Source organism: Streptomyces sp. DSM 120436 (genome assembly GCF_055778765.1).
This window is the reverse complement of sequence record NZ_JBSKBS010000002.1, coordinates 1,809,711-1,827,619: the sequence shown is the minus strand read 5'-3', so window position 1 is coordinate 1,827,619 and position 17,909 is coordinate 1,809,711. Positions and strand designations below refer to the sequence as shown.

General features: G+C 71.5%; 9 protein-coding genes. 7 read left to right on the top strand and 2 right to left on the bottom strand.

The features are described from left to right. Complete coding sequence (locus ACWH4W_RS30380; protein ID WP_473079009.1) at positions 1-3,003, top strand: bifunctional [glutamine synthetase] adenylyltransferase/[glutamine synthetase]-adenylyl-L-tyrosine phosphorylase; 3,003 nt, start codon at positions 1-3, stop codon at positions 3,001-3,003. A 58-nt stretch (positions 3,004-3,061) separates the two neighbouring features. On the opposite strand, the gene ACWH4W_RS30375 is transcribed toward ACWH4W_RS30380, so the two are convergent. Together ACWH4W_RS30375 and ACWH4W_RS30370 are read right to left on the bottom strand one after the other, a co-directional pair. Next, positions 3,062-3,946, bottom strand: a complete 885-nt coding sequence (locus ACWH4W_RS30375) for a phosphatase PAP2 family protein (protein ID WP_473079008.1) — start codon at positions 3,944-3,946, stop codon at positions 3,062-3,064. A 99-nt stretch (positions 3,947-4,045) separates the two neighbouring features. Further along, a complete protein-coding gene (locus tag ACWH4W_RS30370) occupies positions 4,046-5,080 on the bottom strand; it encodes a LacI family DNA-binding transcriptional regulator (RefSeq protein ID WP_473079007.1) in 1,035 nt (344 codons plus the stop codon). A 420-nt stretch (positions 5,081-5,500) separates the two neighbouring features. Between ACWH4W_RS30370 and ACWH4W_RS30365 the strand changes: the two genes are divergently transcribed. The 6 genes from ACWH4W_RS30365 (at position 5,501) to pulA (ending at position 17,905) form a co-directional block, all read left to right on the top strand. Beyond that, entirely contained in the window at positions 5,501-6,772 is a 1,272-nt protein-coding gene (locus ACWH4W_RS30365) for an extracellular solute-binding protein (protein ID WP_473079006.1), read from the top strand. Positions 6,773-6,867: 95 nt separating this feature from the next. Continuing rightward, on the top strand, positions 6,868-7,872 hold the full coding sequence (locus ACWH4W_RS30360; RefSeq protein WP_473079005.1) for a carbohydrate ABC transporter permease: 1,005 nt from the start codon (positions 6,868-6,870) through the stop codon (positions 7,870-7,872). 11 nt (positions 7,873-7,883) lie between these two features. Next, a complete protein-coding gene (locus ACWH4W_RS30355; RefSeq protein WP_473079004.1) occupies positions 7,884-8,798 on the top strand; it encodes a sugar ABC transporter permease in 915 nt (304 codons plus the stop codon). 210 nt (positions 8,799-9,008) lie between these two features. Beyond that, positions 9,009-10,751: a glycoside hydrolase family 13 protein gene (locus ACWH4W_RS30350; RefSeq protein ID WP_473079003.1), complete on the top strand. Its 1,743-nt coding sequence runs from the start codon at positions 9,009-9,011 to the stop codon at positions 10,749-10,751. 169 nt (positions 10,752-10,920) lie between these two features. Beyond that, positions 10,921-12,294, top strand: coding sequence for an alpha-amylase (locus ACWH4W_RS30345; protein WP_473079002.1), 1,374 nt, complete (start codon positions 10,921-10,923; stop codon positions 12,292-12,294). A 202-nt stretch (positions 12,295-12,496) separates the two neighbouring features. Beyond that, on the top strand, positions 12,497-17,905 hold the full coding sequence (gene pulA, locus ACWH4W_RS30340) for a pullulanase-type alpha-1,6-glucosidase (RefSeq protein WP_473079001.1): 5,409 nt from the start codon (positions 12,497-12,499) through the stop codon (positions 17,903-17,905). Positions 17,906-17,909: the final 4 nt, after the last annotated feature.

Below are 17,909 nucleotides of genomic sequence, written 5' to 3'. Positions count from 1 at the left end.
ATGACGTCGGCGCCGGGACGCAGGAGCAGTATCTTCACGCGGCTGCTGCGGCACGGCTTCACCGATCCGTCGGCCGCCGAACGCCTCCTCGACAGCCCCGGGCTGACGGCCGTGCGCGACGACCCCGTGCTGCTCGACGCCCTCGGGCGGACCGCCGACCCCGACCTCGCGCTGCGCGGACTGGTGCGGCTGCTGGAGGCGCAGGACGGCGCCACCGCACGCCAGGAGCTGCTGGACACCGTGATAGCGGCCAAGCCGCTGCGCGACCGGCTGCTCGGGGTGCTCGGCGCTTCCGAGGCGCTCGCCGAGCACCTCGCCCGGCACCCCCGCGACTGGCAGGCCCTCGTCACCTACGAGCCGCGCGACCTGCACCCCGGCGTGGAGGAGTTCGAACGCGGCCTGGCCGGCGTCACCGACCCGGTCGCCCTGCGCGTCGCCTACCGGCGCTGCCTGCTGTCCATCGCCGCCCGCGACGTCTGCGGCACCGTCGACGTCTCCGAGGCCGCCGCCGAACTCGCCGACCTCGCCACCGCCACCCTGCGCGCGGCCCTCGCCCTCGCCGCGGCCGACGCGCCCGAGGACGACGCGCTGTGCCGGCTCGCGGTGATCGCGATGGGCAAGTGCGGCGGCCACGAGCTGAACTACGTCTCCGACGTCGACGTCATCTTCGTCGCCGAGGCGGCCGGCGACGCCGACGAGGACAAGGCGCTGCGCGCCGCGACCCGGCTCGCCTCGCACATGATGCGGATCTGCTCGGAGACCACCGTCGAGGGCTCCATCTGGCCCGTGGACGCCAACCTGCGGCCGGAGGGCCGCAACGGGCCGCTGGTGCGCACCCTCGCCTCCCATCTCGCCTACTACCAGCGCTGGGCCAAGACCTGGGAGTTCCAGGCGCTGCTCAAGGCCCGCCCCGTCGCCGGCGACCGCGCGCTCGGCGAGGAGTACACGGCCGCGCTCCGGCCGCTGGTGTGGCAGGCCGCCGAGCGGGAGAACTTCGTCGCCGACGTGCAGGAGATGCGCCGCCGGGTCGTGGCGAACATCCCCGTCGCCGAGGTCGACCGCCAGCTCAAGCTCGGCCCCGGCGGCCTGAGGGACGTCGAGTTCGCCGTGCAGCTCCTCCAGCTCGTGCACGGCCGCGCCGACGCCTCCCTGCGCAGCGGCGCCACCCTCGACGCGCTCAAGGCCCTCGCCGCCGGCGGCTACGTCGGCCGGGCGGACGCCGCCCAGCTCGACGAGGCGTACCGCTTCCTGCGCTCCCTGGAGCACCGCATCCAGCTCCACCGGCTGCGCCGCACCCACCTCGTCCCCGAGGACGAGGCCGACCTGCGGCGCCTCGGCCGCTCCCTGGGCCTGCGCACCGACCCGGTGGCCTCCCTGACCCGCGAGTGGCGGCGGCACGCCACCGTGGTGCGGCGGCTGCACGAGAAGCTGTTCTACCGGCCGCTGCTCGACGCCGTCGCCGCGCTCGCCCCCGGCGAGGCCCGGCTCAGCGCGGAGGCCGCCCGCGCCCGCATGGTCGCCCTCGGCTACGCCGACCCCGCCGCCGCGCTGCGCCACCTGGAGGCCCTGGCCTCCGGCGTCACCCGCAAGGCCGCCATCCAGCGCACCCTGCTGCCGGTGCTGCTCGGCTGGTTCGCGGACTCCGCCGACCCCGACGCCGGACTGCTGAACTTCCGCAAGGTCTCCGACGCCCTCGGCAAGACCCCCTGGTACCTGCGGTTGCTGCGCGACGAGGGCGCCGCCGCGGAGAACCTCGCCCGGGTGCTGTCCGCCGGGCGGCTCGCCCCCGACCTGCTGATGCGCGCCCCCGAGGCGGTGGCGCTGCTCGGCGACGGGGACGGCGGCGGCCTCACCCCCCGCTCCCGCGCCTCCCTGGAGCAGGAGATCCTCGCCGCGGTGCGCCGCGCCGACAACGCCGTCCAGGGCGTCACCGCCGCCCGCGGGGTGCGCCGCCGCGAACTGTTCCGCACGGCCGCCGCCGACATCGTCGGCTCCTACGGCACCGAGTCCCAGCCCGCCGAGGCCGACCAGGGCGCCCTGGTGGACCTGGTGGGCGACGCGGTGTCCGACCTGACCGCCGCCACCCTCGCCGGCACGCTCCGCGCGGTGGTCCGCGAGGGCTGGGGGGACGCCCTTCCCACCCGGTTCGCGGTCATCGGCATGGGCCGCTTCGGCGGGCACGAGCTGGGCTACGGCTCCGACGCGGACGTCCTGTTCGTGCACGAGCCGCGCGACGGCGTGGACGAGCGGGAGGCCTCCGAGGCCGCGAACAAGGTGGTCGCGGAGATGCGCAGGCTGCTCCAGGCGCCCAGCGCTGACCCGCCGCTGCTGATCGACGCCGACCTGCGTCCGGAGGGCAAGTCCGGCCCGATGGTGCGCACCCTCGCCTCCTACGCGGCGTACTACCGGCGCTGGGCGCTGGTGTGGGAGCGGCACGCGCTGCTGCGGGCGGAGCCCGTCGCCGGGGACGAGGAGCTGGGCCGCCGCTTCGTGGAGCTGGCCGACCCGCTGCGGTACCCGGCCGGAGGGCTGGACGAGGACGCGGTCCGGGAGATCCGGCGGCTGAAGGCCCGCATGGAGTCCGAGCGGCTGCCGCGCGGCGCCGACCCCAAGCTGCACGCCAAGCTGGGCCCGGGCGGGCTGTCCGACGTGGAGTGGACCGTGCAGCTGCTGCAGCTGCGGCACGCCGCTCAGGTGCCGGGGCTGCGGACGACCCGCACCCGGGAGGCGCTGGCCGCCGCGCGCGAGGCCGGGCTGGTCTCCGCGGAGGACGCCTGCATCCTCGACGAGGCGTGGGTGCTGGCCACCCGCGTCCGCAACGCGGTGATGCTGGTACGGGGCCGGGCGGGGGACACCTTCCCCACGGTGCCGCGCGAACTGGCCGCCGTCGGCCGTTACCTGGGCTACGGCCCCGGCCACGCCGGGGACATGCTCGACGCCTACCGCCGCACGGCCCGCCGCGCCCGGGGCGTGATGGAGGAGCTGTTCTACGGGGGACTGTGAGCCTCTACGGGGGACTGTGAGCCCTCCCGCCGTCGGGCCCCCGCGTGGCTCCGGGGCGTCAGCCCCGCTTCTGCGGGGGCCCGTGCTCCGGGGCCGTCGGCGTCTCCCGTCCCGTCCCGTCGTCCGGCAGCAGCCGGGGGAGGGCGGAGGGGCGGCGGCCGTACCAGGCGTGGGTGACGCCGTAGCCGACGGCGAGGCACAGGACGCCGCCGACCGCGTCCAGCCAGAAGTGGTTGGCGGTGGCGACGATGACCACCAGCGTGGCCACCGGGTAGACGAGCCCCAGCACCCGCACCCAGGGCACGGTGGCCAGCGCGAACAGGGCGATGCCGCACCACAGCGACCAGCCGATGTGCATGGACGGCATCGCCGCGTACTGGTTGGAGACGTTCTTCAGGTCGCCGGAGGCCATCGAGCCCCAGGTCTGGTGGACCAGGACCGTGTCGATGAAGTCCGGGCCGTTCATCAGCCGCGGCGGGGCGAGCGGGAAGAGGTAGAAGCCGACCAGGGCGAAGCCCGTGGTGACGAACAGGACCGTCCGGGTCGCCGCGTACCGGCCGGGGTGTCTGCGGTACAGCCACACCAGCACACCCAGCGTCACCGCGAAGTGCAGGGTGGCGTAGTAGTAGTTCATCCCGACGACGAGCCACGTCACCGAGTTCACCGCGTGGTTGACGGACAGCTCGAAGGCCGTGCCGAGCTGGCTCTCCAGCCGCCAGATCAGGTCGGCGTTGCGCAGCGCCTCCGCCCGCTGCTCCGGCACCGCGTTGCGCACGAGCGAGTACGTGGCGTAACTCACCGCGATGAGCAGGATCTCGAACCACAACCGGGGTCGGCGGGGAGCGCGGAGACGACGCAGACGGCCCGCCCCCGCCGTCTCCTCGACGGGGCTCGCTGCGGCCGCCCGACGGCCTTCCAGCGTGGTCACGGTCGAGTCACCCATGGGCACAGAGTCTGCCAGACAGGACCTCTCGTCGGATCATCCCCCGGTCGGGTCCGGCCCGCATGTTCTGCCCCGGGAAGAGGGCCTCCCGCCTCCTCCCTAGGGACGATGGCGGTCCCCGGGCGCCGACGCCGTCGAACCGCGCACCACCAGCTCGGGCATGAACACGAACTCGCTGTGCGGCGCGGGCGTCCCGCCGATCTCCTCCAGCAGCGTGCGCACCGCCGCCTGCCCCATCGCCGGGACCGGCTTGCGGACCGTGGTCAGCGGCGGGTCGGTGAACGCGATCAGCGGCGAGTCGTCGAAGCCGACCACCGAGATGTCGTCCGGCACCTCGAGCCCGCGCTGCCGGGCCGCCCGGATCGCGCCCAGCGCCATCATGTCGCTCGCGCACACCACGGCCGTGCAGTCCCGGTCCATCAGCGCGCTGGCCGCGGCCTGTCCGCCCTCCAGCGTGTACAGCGAGTGCTGGATCAGCTCCGTCTCGACCGTCTCCGCGCTCAGCCCCGACTGCTCCTGCACGGCCCGGACGAAGCCCTCTATCTTGCGCTGCACCGGCACGAACCGCTTCGGCCCGAGCGCCAGCCCGATCCGGGTGTGGCCGAGGGACGCGAGGTGGGTGACGGCCAGCGCCATCGCGGCCCGGTCGTCGGGGGAGATGAACGGCGCCTGCACCTTCGGCGAGAAACCGTCCACGAGCACGAACGGCACGCCCTGCGCCCGCAGCCGCTCGTAGCGCTGCATGTCGGCGGTGGTGTCGGCGTGCAGTCCGGAGACGTAGATGATGCCCGCGACCCCGCGGTCCACGAGCATCTCGGTCAGCTCGTCCTCGGTGGACCCGCCGGGGGTCTGGGTGGCGAGCACCGGGGTGTAGCCCTGCCGGGTCAGCGCCTGCCCGATCACCTGGGCCAGCGCCGGGAAGATCGGGTTCTCCAGCTCGGGCGTGATGAGCCCGACGAGACCCTCGCTGCGCTGCCGCAGCCGCACCGGGCGCTCGTAGCCCAGCACGTCCAGGGCGGCGAGCACGGACTGGCGGGTGGTGGCGGCGACGCCCGGCTTCCCGTTCAGGACCCGGCTGACGGTCGCCTCGCTCACCCCCGCCTGAGCAGCGATGTCAGCAAGCCGTGTGGTCACAGGACCGGACTGTAGCTGCCGGTTGTCGCCCTGCGCACCGATCGGACGCCTGGTGCGCGCCGTGGGACGGCCCGTGGTGGGCTGCTGGCTCATCGCGATCCCTCAAGTCGTGGTCGGCGTCCGCTCCGCAACGGATGATTCCCCCCGGCGGCAACGGATGGCAAGTGCTTGCAGAGTCTTGCACAACTGTGCGAACCCCCGGCGTACGGGCGGAAAGCAGGGTTGCGCGACGGTTGAGAACGGGTCACGGCGGCATAACTGTCGCGGGCTCTTGCAAAACTTTTCTGCAAGGTCTTTCGGAAATGTTCCGACGCTGTTACGTTCACGTCGCCCGGCCGCCGCAACGGCGCAGTCGGCACCTCGCGGGACGGCAGACGGGGCCGTTCCCGCCTCACGGGCTTAACCCTCAAGGAGAACCTCATGCGGCGTGGCATAGCGGCCACCGCGCTGGTGGCGTCCCTCGCCCTCGCGGCGACGGCCTGCGGCGGCGACAGCGACAGCGGCGACAAGGCCGGCGGCCCGGTCACCATCACCTGGTGGGACACCTCCAACGCGACCAACGAGGCGCCGACCTACCAGGCCCTGGTCAAGGAGTTCGAGGCCGCCAACAAGGACATCAAGGTCAACTTCGTCAACGTCCCGTTCGACCAGGCGCAGAACAAGTTCGACACCGCCGCCGGCTCCAAGGGCGCCCCCGACGTGCTGCGCTCCGAGGTCGGCTGGACCCCCGCCTTCGCCAAAAAGGGCTTCTTCCTGCCCCTGGACGGCACCGAGGCCCTCGCCGAGCAGGACGAGTTCAAGCCCAACCTGCTCGAGCAGGCCAAGTACGAGGGCAAGACCTACGGCGTCCCGTTCACCACGGACACCCTCGCGTTCGTGTACAACAAGGAGCTCTTCGCCAAGGCCGGCGTCGAGGTCCCCAAGACCTGGGACGACCTGAAGAAGGCCGCCGCCACCATCAAGACGAAGACCGGCGTCGACGGCTACTGGGGCTCCACGGCCGGCTACTACGCCCAGCCGTTCCTGTACGGCGAGGGCACCGACACGGTCGACGTCGACGCCAAGAAGATCACCGTCAAGTCCGCCGCGGCCGAGAAGGCCTACGGCACCTGGCTGAGCCTCTTCGAGGGCAAGGGCCTGCACAAGGCCGACGTGACCGCCGACGCCTACGCCCACATCCAGGACGCGTTCGTCAACGGCAAGGTCGCCTCGATCATCCAGGGCCCGTGGGAGATCACCAACTTCTACAAGGGCTCCGCCTTCAAGGACAAGAACAACCTCGGCATCGCCACCGTCCCGGCCGGCTCCACCGGCAAGGCGGGCGCCCCCACCGGCGGCCACAACCTCTCCGTCTACGCCGGCTCCAGCAAGGAGAAGCAGGAGGCCGCGCTGAAGTTCGTGAAGTTCATGACCTCGGCGAAGGCGCAGGAGACCATCGCGCTGAAGAACTCCACGCTGCCCACGCGTGACGACGCCTACACCGACAAGGTCAAGACCGACCCGGGCATCGCCGGTTACCAGACGGTCCTCTCGGCCGCCCAGCCGCGCCCGGCGCTGCCCGAGTACAGCTCCCTGTGGGGCCCGCTGGACGACGAGCTGCCGCAGATCGCCAGCGGCAAGGAGTCCCTGGACAAGGGCCTGAGCGACGCGGAGGCCGCCCTCGCCAAGCTGGTGCCGGACTTCAGCAAGTAACCCGCGTGGCCGCCGGACCCGCTTCCAGGAGGGGAGGGCCCGGCGGCCGCCGGCCTGTGAGCCGTACTCCTTGATCATCCAGAAGGTGCCGAACCATGACAGTCGCCATCGACCGCGCGACCGGCAAGCGCCGCGGTGACCGCGCGCCCCGCCCCGGACCGGTCCGCAGGCTGAAGCACGCCTACCAGAAGCACTGGTACGCCTACGCCATGATCCTGCCGGTGGCCGTCGTGCTCGGCGTCATCGTGCTGTACCCCCTGGCGTACGGCTTCTACCTCACCCTCACCGACGCCGACAGCCTCAACTCGGCCCGCACCATCGGCGTCAACGAGATCGCGGCCACCTACGAGTTCGTCGGCCTCGACAACTACGCCGAGATCCTCTGGGGCGAGACCGCCTACGACCGGTTCTGGTCCAAGTTCATCTGGACCATCGTGTGGACGGCGGCCTGCGTCTTCCTGCACTACTCCATCGGCCTGGGCCTCGCCCTGCTGCTCAACCAGAAGCTGCGCGGGCGCACCCTCTACCGGCTGATCCTGATCCTGCCGTGGGCCGTGCCGACCTTCGTCACCGTCTTCGGCTGGCGCTTCATGCTCGCCGACGCCGGCATCATCAACTCCGGCCTCGACTTCCTCGGCCTGCCCACCCCGGCGTGGCTGGAGGACTCCTTCTGGCAGCGGTTCGCCGCCATCATGGTCAACACCTGGTGCGGCGTGCCGTTCATGATGGTCTCCCTGCTCGGCGGACTGCAGTCCATCGACAACAGCCTCTACGAGGCCGCCGAGATGGACGGCGCCAGCGCCTGGCAGCGGTTCCGTCACGTCACCCTGCCCGGCCTGCGCTCGGTCAGCTCCACCGTGGTGCTGCTCGGCGTCATCTGGACGTTCAACCAGTTCGCGATCATCTTCCTGCTGTTCGGCAACACCGCCCCGGACGCGCAGATCCTCGTGACCTGGGCCTACCAGCTCGGCTTCGGGCAGCAGCCGCGCGAGTTCGCCGAGTCCGCGGCCTACGGCATGCTGCTGCTGGCCATCCTCGTCGTCTTCACCTCCTTCTACCGCCGCTGGCTGAACCGCAACGACCAGCAGCTCGCGATCTGAGGCGGGAACCCATGAGCACCTCGACCCTCCCCACCGCCGCCGAGGCCGGCCGGCCCGCCGACGCGCGGACCGCCGCGCCCCGCAAGGGCCGCCGGCGCGGTGAGGTCAGCCCCCTGGGCCGCCTCACCTCCCACGGCATCCTCGTCGTGGCCAGCCTGATCGCGCTGTTCCCGGTCGCCTGGCTGGTCTTCCTGTCCCTCGGCCCCGACAAGGACGACTATCTGCGTCCCGGCGGCATCTGGGGCAAGATGACGCTGGACAACTACGCGTTCGTGCTGCAGAACACGAACTTCTTCGACTGGCTGAAGAGCTCGCTGATCGTGTCGCTCGGCACCACGGTCATCGGCGTCCTCGTCGCCGCCACCACCGGCTACGCGGTCTCCCGCATGCGCTTCCCGGGCTACCGGAAGTTCATGTGGGTGCTCCTGCTCACCCAGATGTTCCCGGTGGCCGTGCTGATGGTGCCGATGTACCAGATCCTCTCGGACCTGCAGCTCATCGACAGCTACCTGGGCCTGATCCTCGTGTACTGCTCCACGGCGGTGCCGTACTGCGCCTGGCTGATGAAGGGCTACTTCGACACCATCCCGTTCGAGATCGACGAGGCGGGACGCGTCGACGGGCTCACCCCGTTCGGCACCTTCGCGCGGCTGATCCTGCCGCTCGCCAGGCCCGGACTCGCGGTCGCCGCGTTCTACAGCTTCATCACCGCGTTCGGCGAGGTCGCCTTCGCCACCACGTTCATGCTCGACGACAAGAAGTACACGCTGGCCGTCGGTCTGCAGAGCTTCGTCAGCGAGCACGACGCGCAGCGCAACCTCATGGCCGCCACCGCGGTCCTGATCGCGATACCGGTCTCCGCGTTCTTCTACCTCGTGCAGAAGAACCTGGTCACCGGCCTTACGGCCGGTGGCACCAAGGGGTAACGCCGATCGGGGCGACTGCCGTCGGCCGGCTGCCGCGTTCCTCGCGGCTGGTCGCGCTCGCGCGGCGGAGCCGCACGTCGACGCAGACCCGCGCCCCCGGAGGGCGTTGCCCTTCCCCGGGTCCGAGGCGGCCGCGTGGCCATCCGACCCCGCTGTCATCGCGGCCGCCTCCATTCCGCTTCCCTGCCCGAATCCCGTATCAAGGACGACATGAGCCAGCACTCCGCCGCCCCGGCCCCGACTCCCCCGACCGACTCGGCCGTCGCCACCGTCGCGCGGCGCCGTGACTGGTGGCGGGACGCGGTGATCTACCAGGTGTACCCGCGCAGCTTCGCCGACAGCAACGGCGACGGCATGGGCGACCTGCAAGGCATCCGCTCCCGCCTGCCGTACCTGCGCGACCTCGGTGTGGACGCCGTGTGGCTGAGCCCCTTCTACGCCTCCCCGCAGGCCGACGCCGGCTACGACGTCGCCGACTACCGCGCCGTCGACCCGATGTTCGGCACCCTGCTCGACGCGGACGCGCTGATCCGCGACGCCCACGCGCTGGGCCTCAGGATCATCGTCGACCTGGTGCCCAACCACTCCTCCGACCAGCACGAGTGGTTCAAGCGCGCCCTCGCCGAGGGCCCCGGCTCGCCGCTGCGCGAGCGCTACCACTTCCGCCCCGGCAAGGGTGAGAACGGCGAGCTCCCGCCCAACGACTGGGAGTCCATCTTCGGCGGCCCCGCCTGGACCCGGGTCACCGAGCCCGACGGCACGCCCGGCGAGTGGTACCTGCACCTCTTCGCGCCCGAGCAGCCCGACTTCAACTGGGAGCACCCGGCGGTCGGCGACGAGTTCCGCTCCATCCTGCGGTTCTGGCTGGACATGGGCGTGGACGGCTTCCGCATCGACGTGGCCCACGGCATGGTGAAGGCCGAGGGCCTGCCGGACCTGGGCTCCCACGACGAGCTGCGGATGCTGGGCAACGATGTCACCCCGTTCTTCGACCAGGACGGCGTGCACGACATCTACCGGCAGTGGCGGCGCATCCTCGACGAATACAGCGATGCACTGGGGCCCGAAGGGCCTTCCGCAGAAGGGCGGGGGCGGGAGACGGGTGGGCGGATCTTCGTCGCCGAGGCCTGGACCCCGACCGTCGAGCGCACCGCCAACTACGTGCGTCCCGACGAGCTGCACCAGGCCTTCAACTTCCAGTACCTGGCGAGCCACTGGGACGCGGCGGAGCTGCGCGAGGTCATCGACCGCACCCTGGACGCGATGCGCCCGGTCGGCGCCCCGGCCACCTGGGTGCTGTCCAACCACGACGTCACCCGGCACGCCACCCGCTTCGGCAACCCGCCCGGCCTCGGCACCCAGATCCGGCTGGCCGGAGACCGCGAGCTGGGTCTGCGCCGGGCCCGCGCGGCGACGCTGCTGATGCTGGCGCTGCCCGGCTCGGCCTACGTCTACCAGGGCGAGGAGCTCGGCCTGCCGGACGTCGTGGACCTGCCGGACGAGGTGCGCCAGGACCCGGCGTACTTCCGTGGCGCGGGCCAGGACGGCTACCGCGACGGCTGCCGGGTGCCGATCCCGTGGACCCGCGGGGGCTCGAGCTACGGCTTCGGCGACGGCGGGAGCTGGCTGCCGCAGCCGGAGGGCTGGGGCGAGCTGAGCGTCGAGGCGCAGACCGGCGTGCCCGGCTCCACCCTGGAGCTGTACCGTTCGGCGCTGGCCGTGCGCCGGGAGCAGGCGGACCTGGGCGCGGGCGACGCGGTGGAGTGGCTGGCCGCGCCCGAGGGCGTGCTCGCCTTCCGGCGCGGGGACTTCGTGTGCGTCGCCAACACCACGGGTGAGCCGGTGACCGTGCCCGCGTACGGGCGGGTGCTGCTCACCAATGGCGAGGTGGAGGAGAAGGGCGGCGAGGCCGTCGTCGCGGCCGACACGACCGTGTGGTGGACGACGGCCTGACGGTCGTACGCCCCGCAACTTTTTTCCTTCAAGTTGGTACGGCCCGCTGCCCTTTCGGGTGGCGGGCCTCTAACATCTGCGTTGCCGCAAGGTTGCTGAACCTTTCTGCAAGAAGCTTCAGCCGGCCTTGCCGGTGTCCCCACCCCCTTCGATGAAGAAGGATCCCCACATGGCACGCAGAACCCTCGCCGGGATCGCCGCCCTCGCGGCCGCCTCGGTTGTCATGACCCCGACGGCGGCGGAGGCCTCCCCGCCCGGCTCCAAGGACGTCACGGCCGTCCTCTTCGAGTGGAACTTCGCCTCCGTCGCCCGCGAGTGCACCACCACCCTCGGCCCCGCCGGCTACGGCTACGTGCAGGTCTCCCCGCCCGCCGAGCACATACAGGGCTCCACGTGGTGGACGTCGTACCAGCCGGTGAGCTACAAGATCGCCGGGCGCCTGGGCGACCGCACCGCCTTCAAGCGCATGGTGGACACGTGTCACGCGGCCGGCGTGAAGGTCGTCGTCGACACCGTCATCAACCACATGTCCGCCGGCAGCGGCACGGGCACCGGCGGCTCGTCGTACACGAAGTACGACTACCCCGGTCTGTACTCCTCCCGCGACTTCGACGACTGCACCTCGCAGATCACGAACTACCGCGACCGCTGGAACGTCCAGAACTGCGAACTGGTCGGCCTCGCCGACCTCGACACCGGCGAGGAGTACGTCCGCAGGACCATCGCCGGGTACATGAACGACCTGCTCTCCCTCGGCGTGGACGGCTTCCGCGTCGACGCGGCCAAGCACATGCCGGCCGCCGACCTGGCGAACATCAAGTCCCGCCTGACCAACCCCTCCGCCTACTGGAAGCAGGAGGTCATCTACGGCGCGGGTGAGGCCGTCCAGCCCACCGAGTACACCGGCACCGGCGACGTCCAGGAGTTCCGCTACGCCTACGACCTCAAGCGGGTCTTCACCAACGAGAAGCTCGCCTACCTGAAGAACTACGGCGAGGGCTGGGGCTACCTGAAGAGCGGCTCCGCCGGCGTCTTCGTCGACAACCACGACACCGAGCGCAACGGCTCCACGCTCAGCTACAAGGACGACGCCGCCTACACCCTGGCCAACGTTTTCATGCTGGCCTGGCCCTACGGCGCCCCGGACATCAACTCCGGCTACGAGTTCACCGACCACGACGCCGGACCGCCGGGCGGCGGCCGGGTGGACGCCTGCTGGCAGAACGGCTGGAAGTGCCAGCACAACTGGCCCGAGATCAAGTCGATGGTCGGCTTCCGCAACGCCGCCCGCGGCCAGGCCGTCACCGACTGGTGGGACAACGGCAACGACGCCATCGCCTTCGGCCGGGGCAGCAAGGGCTTCGTGGCCATCAACCACGAGTCCGGCTCCCTGACCCGCACCTACCAGACCTCCCTCCCGGCGGGCACGTACTGCGACGTGCAGAGCAACAAGCCGGTGACGGTGAACGGCTCGGGACAGCTCACCGCGACGCTGGGCGCCCGCACGGCCCTCGCCGTGTACGCGGGCAAGTCGTCCTGCTGAATCCCCGCCGGTCGCGCCGCCGTTCACGGGCGGCGGCGCGACCGGCATTCCCGTGCAATTCCTTTCCGGAGCTTTCACAACCCTTGCTGTAAGGCTTTCAACGACGGTACGGTCACGCCGACGCTCCGGTGATGTGGCCGAAACAACCCCGCCGGGGCGTGGGGTCGGACCCAATGAGCCGTAAGCGCAAGGAGTTCACGCCTTGATACCCAGATGGCCCGCGCCCCCGGGGCGCCGCACCGCGAGAGGCCGCCGCGTCGCCGCCGTCACGGTGGCCGCGCTCGCCGCAGCGCTGGTGCAGCCGGTCGCCGCCCGCGCCGCCACCCCGCCCGCGCCCCCGTCGGACGCGAAGCTCGCCGCCTCCCCGGCGCGGCACGACCTGACGCGGGAGCAGTTCTACTTCGTCCTGCCGGACCGTTTCGCCAACGGGGACACCAGGAACGACCGCGGCGGACTGACCGGCTCGCGCCTCACCCACGGGTACGACCCCACCGACAAGGGCTTCTACCAGGGCGGCGACCTCAAGGGACTGACGAAGAAGCTCGACTACATCAAGGGGCTCGGCACCACCGCCATCTGGCTGGCGCCGATCTTCAAGAACCAGCCCGTGCAGGGCGCCGGGAAGGACGCGTCGGCCGGTTACCACGGGTACTGGATCACCGACTTCACCCAGGTCGACCCGCACTTCGGCACCAACGAGGACCTCGAGACCCTCATCGACAAGGCCCACGCCAAGGGCATGAAGGTCTTCTTCGACGTCATCACCAACCACACCGCCGACGTCATCGACTACGAGGAGAAGTCCTACGACTACCTCTCCAAGGGCGCCTTCCCGTACCTGACGAAGGACGGCAGGCCCTTCGACGACTCGGACCACGCGGACGGCAAGCGGAAGTTCCCGCGCGTGGACACCGGTTCCTTCCCGCGCACCCCCGTCGTGCCCGCCGCGAAGAAGCGCCTCAAGGTGCCGTCCTGGCTCAACGACCCCGCGATGTACCACAACCGCGGCGACTCCACCTTCGCCGGGGAGTCCAGCGAGTACGGCGACTTCTCCGGGCTCGACGACCTGTGGACCGAGCGTCCCGAGGTCGTCGAGGGCATGGAGAAGATCTACCAGCGGTGGGTCAGGGACTTCGACATCGACGGCTTCCGGATCGACACCGTGAAGCACGTCAACATGGAGTTCTGGACCCAGTGGGCCACCGCGCTCGACGCCTACGCGGCCCAGCGCGGCCGGGACGACTTCTTCATGTTCGGCGAGGTGTACTCCTCCGACACGGACGTCACCGCCCCCTACGTCACCCAGGGCCGGCTCGACGCCACCCTCGACTTCCCCTTCCAGGAGGCGGCCCGCGCCTACGCCTCCCAGGGCGGCAGCGCCGAGAAGCTCGCCTCCGTCTTCGGCGACGACTACAAGTACACGACGGGCAGGGCCAACGCCTACGAGCAGGTCACCTTCCTCGGCAACCACGACATGGGCCGCATCGGCACGTTCCTGAAGCAGGACAACCCGGACGCGTCCGACGCGGAGCTGCTGAAGCGGGACATGCTCGCCAACGAGCTGATGTTCCTCAGCCGCGGCAACCCGGTCGTCTACTACGGTGACGAGCAGGGCTTCACCGGCGCCGGCGGCGACAAGGACGCCCGGCAGACCCTCTTCGCGTCCCGCACCGCCGACTACCTCGACGACGACCTGATCGGCACCGGCCGCACCCACGCCGAGGACGCCTACGACACCCGCTCGCCCCTCTACCGGCAGATCAGCGCCCTCGCGAAGCTCCGCACGGCGCACCCCGCGCTGACCGACGGCATCCAGCAGGAGCGGTACGCCGACGACGGCCCCGGCGTCTACGCCTTCTCCCGCACCGCCACCGGCAAGGACACCACCGAGTACGTCGTCGCCTTCAACAACGCCGACGGGACGAGGACGGCCACCTTCGCCACCGGCTCCGCCCGGATGACGTTCACGGGCATCCACGGCACCGACGCGACCGTGCGCAGCGACGCCGACAAGAAGATCACCGTCTCCGTCCCGGCCCGCTCCGCGATCGTCCTCAAGGCCGCCGCCCCGCTCGGCGAGCCCGCCGCGCAGCCCACGATCACCCTGAAGGCCCCCGAGGCGGGCGCCACCGGCACCGTCGGGCTCAGCGCCGACGTGGAGGGCGGTCAGCTCAACCGGGTCGTCTTCGCCGCCCAGACCGGCAACGGCCCGTGGCAGACGCTCGGCTCCGCCGACCACGCCCCCTACCAGGTCACCCACACCATCGGCGCGGACGTGCCCGCCGGCACCGCCCTGCGCTACAAGGCCGTCGTGATCGACTCGGCCGGCCGCACCGCGAGCGCCACGGCCGCCTCCAGCACCGGCACCCCGCCGGCCGAGGAGGAGCCCGCCGCGGCCTCCCGCGACTACGCGATCGTCCACTACCAGCGCCCCGACGGCGACTACGACGACTGGAGCCTGTACGCCTGGGGCGACCTCGCCGACGGAGAGGCCACCGAGTGGCCCGCGGGACACGCCTTCACCGGCCGCGACGCCTACGGCGCCTTCGCCTGGGTCAAGCTGAAGCCGGGCGCCTCCGACGTCGGCTTCCTCGTGGTCGACAAGGACGGCACCAAGGACGTCGCCACCGACCGCACGATCGACGTGACCCGCACCGGCGAGGTCTGGATCAAGCAGGGCGACGAGACCGTCACCACCGAGCGGCCCGAGTACCCGGCCCAGGACACCACCAAGGCCGTCCTGCACTACCACCGCGCCGACGGGGACTACGACGGCTGGGGCCTGCACACCTGGACCGGCGCAGCGAACCCCACCGACTGGTCGAAGCCCCTGGAGCCGGTGGAGACTGACTCCTATGGCGCTGTCTTCGAGGTGCCGCTCGCCGAGGGTGCCACCAGCCTCAGCTACATCCTCCACAAGGGCGACGAGAAGGACCTCCCCGCCGACCAGTCCCTGGACCTCAGGGCCAGCGGCCACGAGGTGTGGCTGGTGAGCGGGCAGGAGGAGTACCTGCTGCCGCAGCCCGCCGGGTCCGCGGCCGCCCTCGACCTGACCACCTCCAAGGCGGTCTGGATCGACCGCTCCACCCTGGTCTGGGACGGCTCCGCCGCGGCCGCCTCCACCCAGCTCCTCGCCTCCCGCACCGGCTCGGTGAAGGTGCGGGACGGGAAGCTGGACACCGGCGACGCCCGCTGGATCCGCCTGGCGGAGTCGGCCCTCACCGACGCCCAGAAGACGAAGTTCCCGCACCTGAAGGACGGCACCGCCTGGACCGTCGACCCGCGCGACCGCGACCGGGTGCGCGAGGCCCTGCGCGGCCAGGTCGTCGCCACCCAGCGCGCCGCCACCGGCGCGGTGCTCGCGGCCACCGGCGTGCAGATCGCCGGCGTCCTCGACGACCTGTACGCCGCCGGCGCCACCCAGGAGCGGCTCGGCCCGGTGTTCCGCCACCACCGGCCCACCCTGTCCGTGTGGGCGCCGACCGCGCGGAAGGTGGCCCTGGAGATCGGCGGCCGGACTGTCGCCATGCGGCGCGACGACGCCACCGGCGTCTGGTCCGTCACCGGCCCGGCCTCCTGGAAGGGCAAGGCGTACCGGTACGCGGTGACCGTGTGGGCGCCCGCCGCGGGCGAGGTCGTCACCAACAAGGTCACCGACCCCTACGCGACGGCCCTGACCGCCGACTCCGAGCGCAGCCTCGTCGTCGACCTGGCCGACCGGTCCCTCAAGCCGCGCGGCTGGGAGAGCCACCCCAAGCCGAGGGCCGTGCCGCTGAAGGACGCGCAGATCCAGGAGCTGCACATCCGCGACTTCTCCGTCGAGGACCGCACGGCCCGGCACCCGGGCACCTACCTGGCCTTCACCGACAAGGACAGCGACGGCAGCAGGCACCTGCGCGAGCTCGCCAAGGCCGGCACCTCGTACGTGCACCTGCTGCCCGCGTTCGACATCGCCACCGTCCCCGAGCGGAAGTCCGACCAGGCGACCGTCGACTGCGACCTCGCCTCCTACCCGGCCGACTCCGGCAAGCAGCAGGAGTGCGTCGCCAAGGTGGCGGCCAAGGACGCCTACAACTGGGGCTACGACCCGTACCACTACACGGTCCCCGAGGGCTCCTACGCCACCGACCCGGACGGCACGGCCCGCACGGTCGAGTTCCGCGAGATGGTCAAGGCGCTCAACGAGGACGGTCTGCGCGTGGTGATGGACGTGGTCTACAACCACACCGCCGCCCACGGCCAGGCGAAGACCTCCGTCCTTGACCGGATCGTGCCCGGCTACTACCAGCGGCTGCTCGCCGACGGCTCCGTCGCCGACAGCACCTGCTGCTCCAACACGGCGCCCGAGAACGCCATGATGGGCAAGCTGGTCGTCGACTCGGTCGTCACCTGGGCCAAGGAGTACAAGGTCGACGGCTTCCGCTTCGACCTCATGGGCCACCACCCGAAGGCCAACATCCTCGCCGTCCGCAAGGCGCTCGACGCCCTGACCCTGAGGAAGGACGGCGTCGACGGCAAGAAGATCATCCTGTACGGCGAGGGCTGGAACTTCGGCGAGATCGCCGACGACGCCCGCTTCGAGCAGGCCACGCAGGCGAACATGGCCGGCACCGGCATCGCCACCTTCTCCGACCGGGCCCGTGACGCCGTGCGCGGCGGCGGCCCCTTCGACGAGGACCCCGGCGTGCAGGGCTTCGCCTCCGGCCTCTACACCGACCCCAACTCCTCGGCCGCGGGCGGCACCCCGGCCGAGCAGAAGGCCCGGCTGCTGCACTACCAGGACCTCATCAAGGTGGGCCTGAGCGGCAACCTCGCCGACTACACCTTCACCGACACCAGCGGAAAGGAGGTCAAGGGCTCCCAGGTCGACTACAACGGCGCCCCCGCCGGATACGCGGCCGCCCCCGGCGACGCGCTCGCCTACGCCGACGCGCACGACAACGAGTCGCTGTTCGACGCGCTCGCCTTCAAGCTGCCGAAGGACACGTCCGCCGACGACCGGGCCCGCATGCAGGTCCTCGCCATGGCGACCGCCGCCCTCTCCCAGGGCCCGGCGCTCTCCCAGGCGGGCACCGACCTGCTGCGCTCCAAGTCCCTGGACCGCAACTCCTACGACAGCGGCGACTGGTTCAACGCCATCCACTGGAACTGCGCGGACGGCAACGGCATGGGCCGCGGTCTGCCGCCGGCCGCCGACAACCAGGACAAGTGGCCGTACGCCAAGCCGCTGCTCGGCTCGGTCGCGGTGGGCTGCCCGCAGATCGAGGGCGCCTCGGCCGCCTACCGGGACCTGCTGCGGATCCGCACGACGGAGAAGGTGTTCTCCCTCGACACCGCGGACCAGGTGCAGTCCCGGCTGTCCTTCCCGCTGTCCGGGAAGGACGAGACGCCCGGTGTGATCACCATGCGCCTCGGCGGTCTGGTCGTGGTCTTCAACGCCACGCCCGAGCGGCAGCAGCAGCGCGTCGCCGCGCTCGCCGGGACCGGCCACCGCCTGCACCCGGTGCAGGCGGCGGGCGGGGACGCGGTCGTGAAGACCTCGTCGTACGCGAGGGCGACCGGCACGTTCAGCGTGCCGGCCCGCACGGTCGCGGTGTTCACCACCGGATGACCGG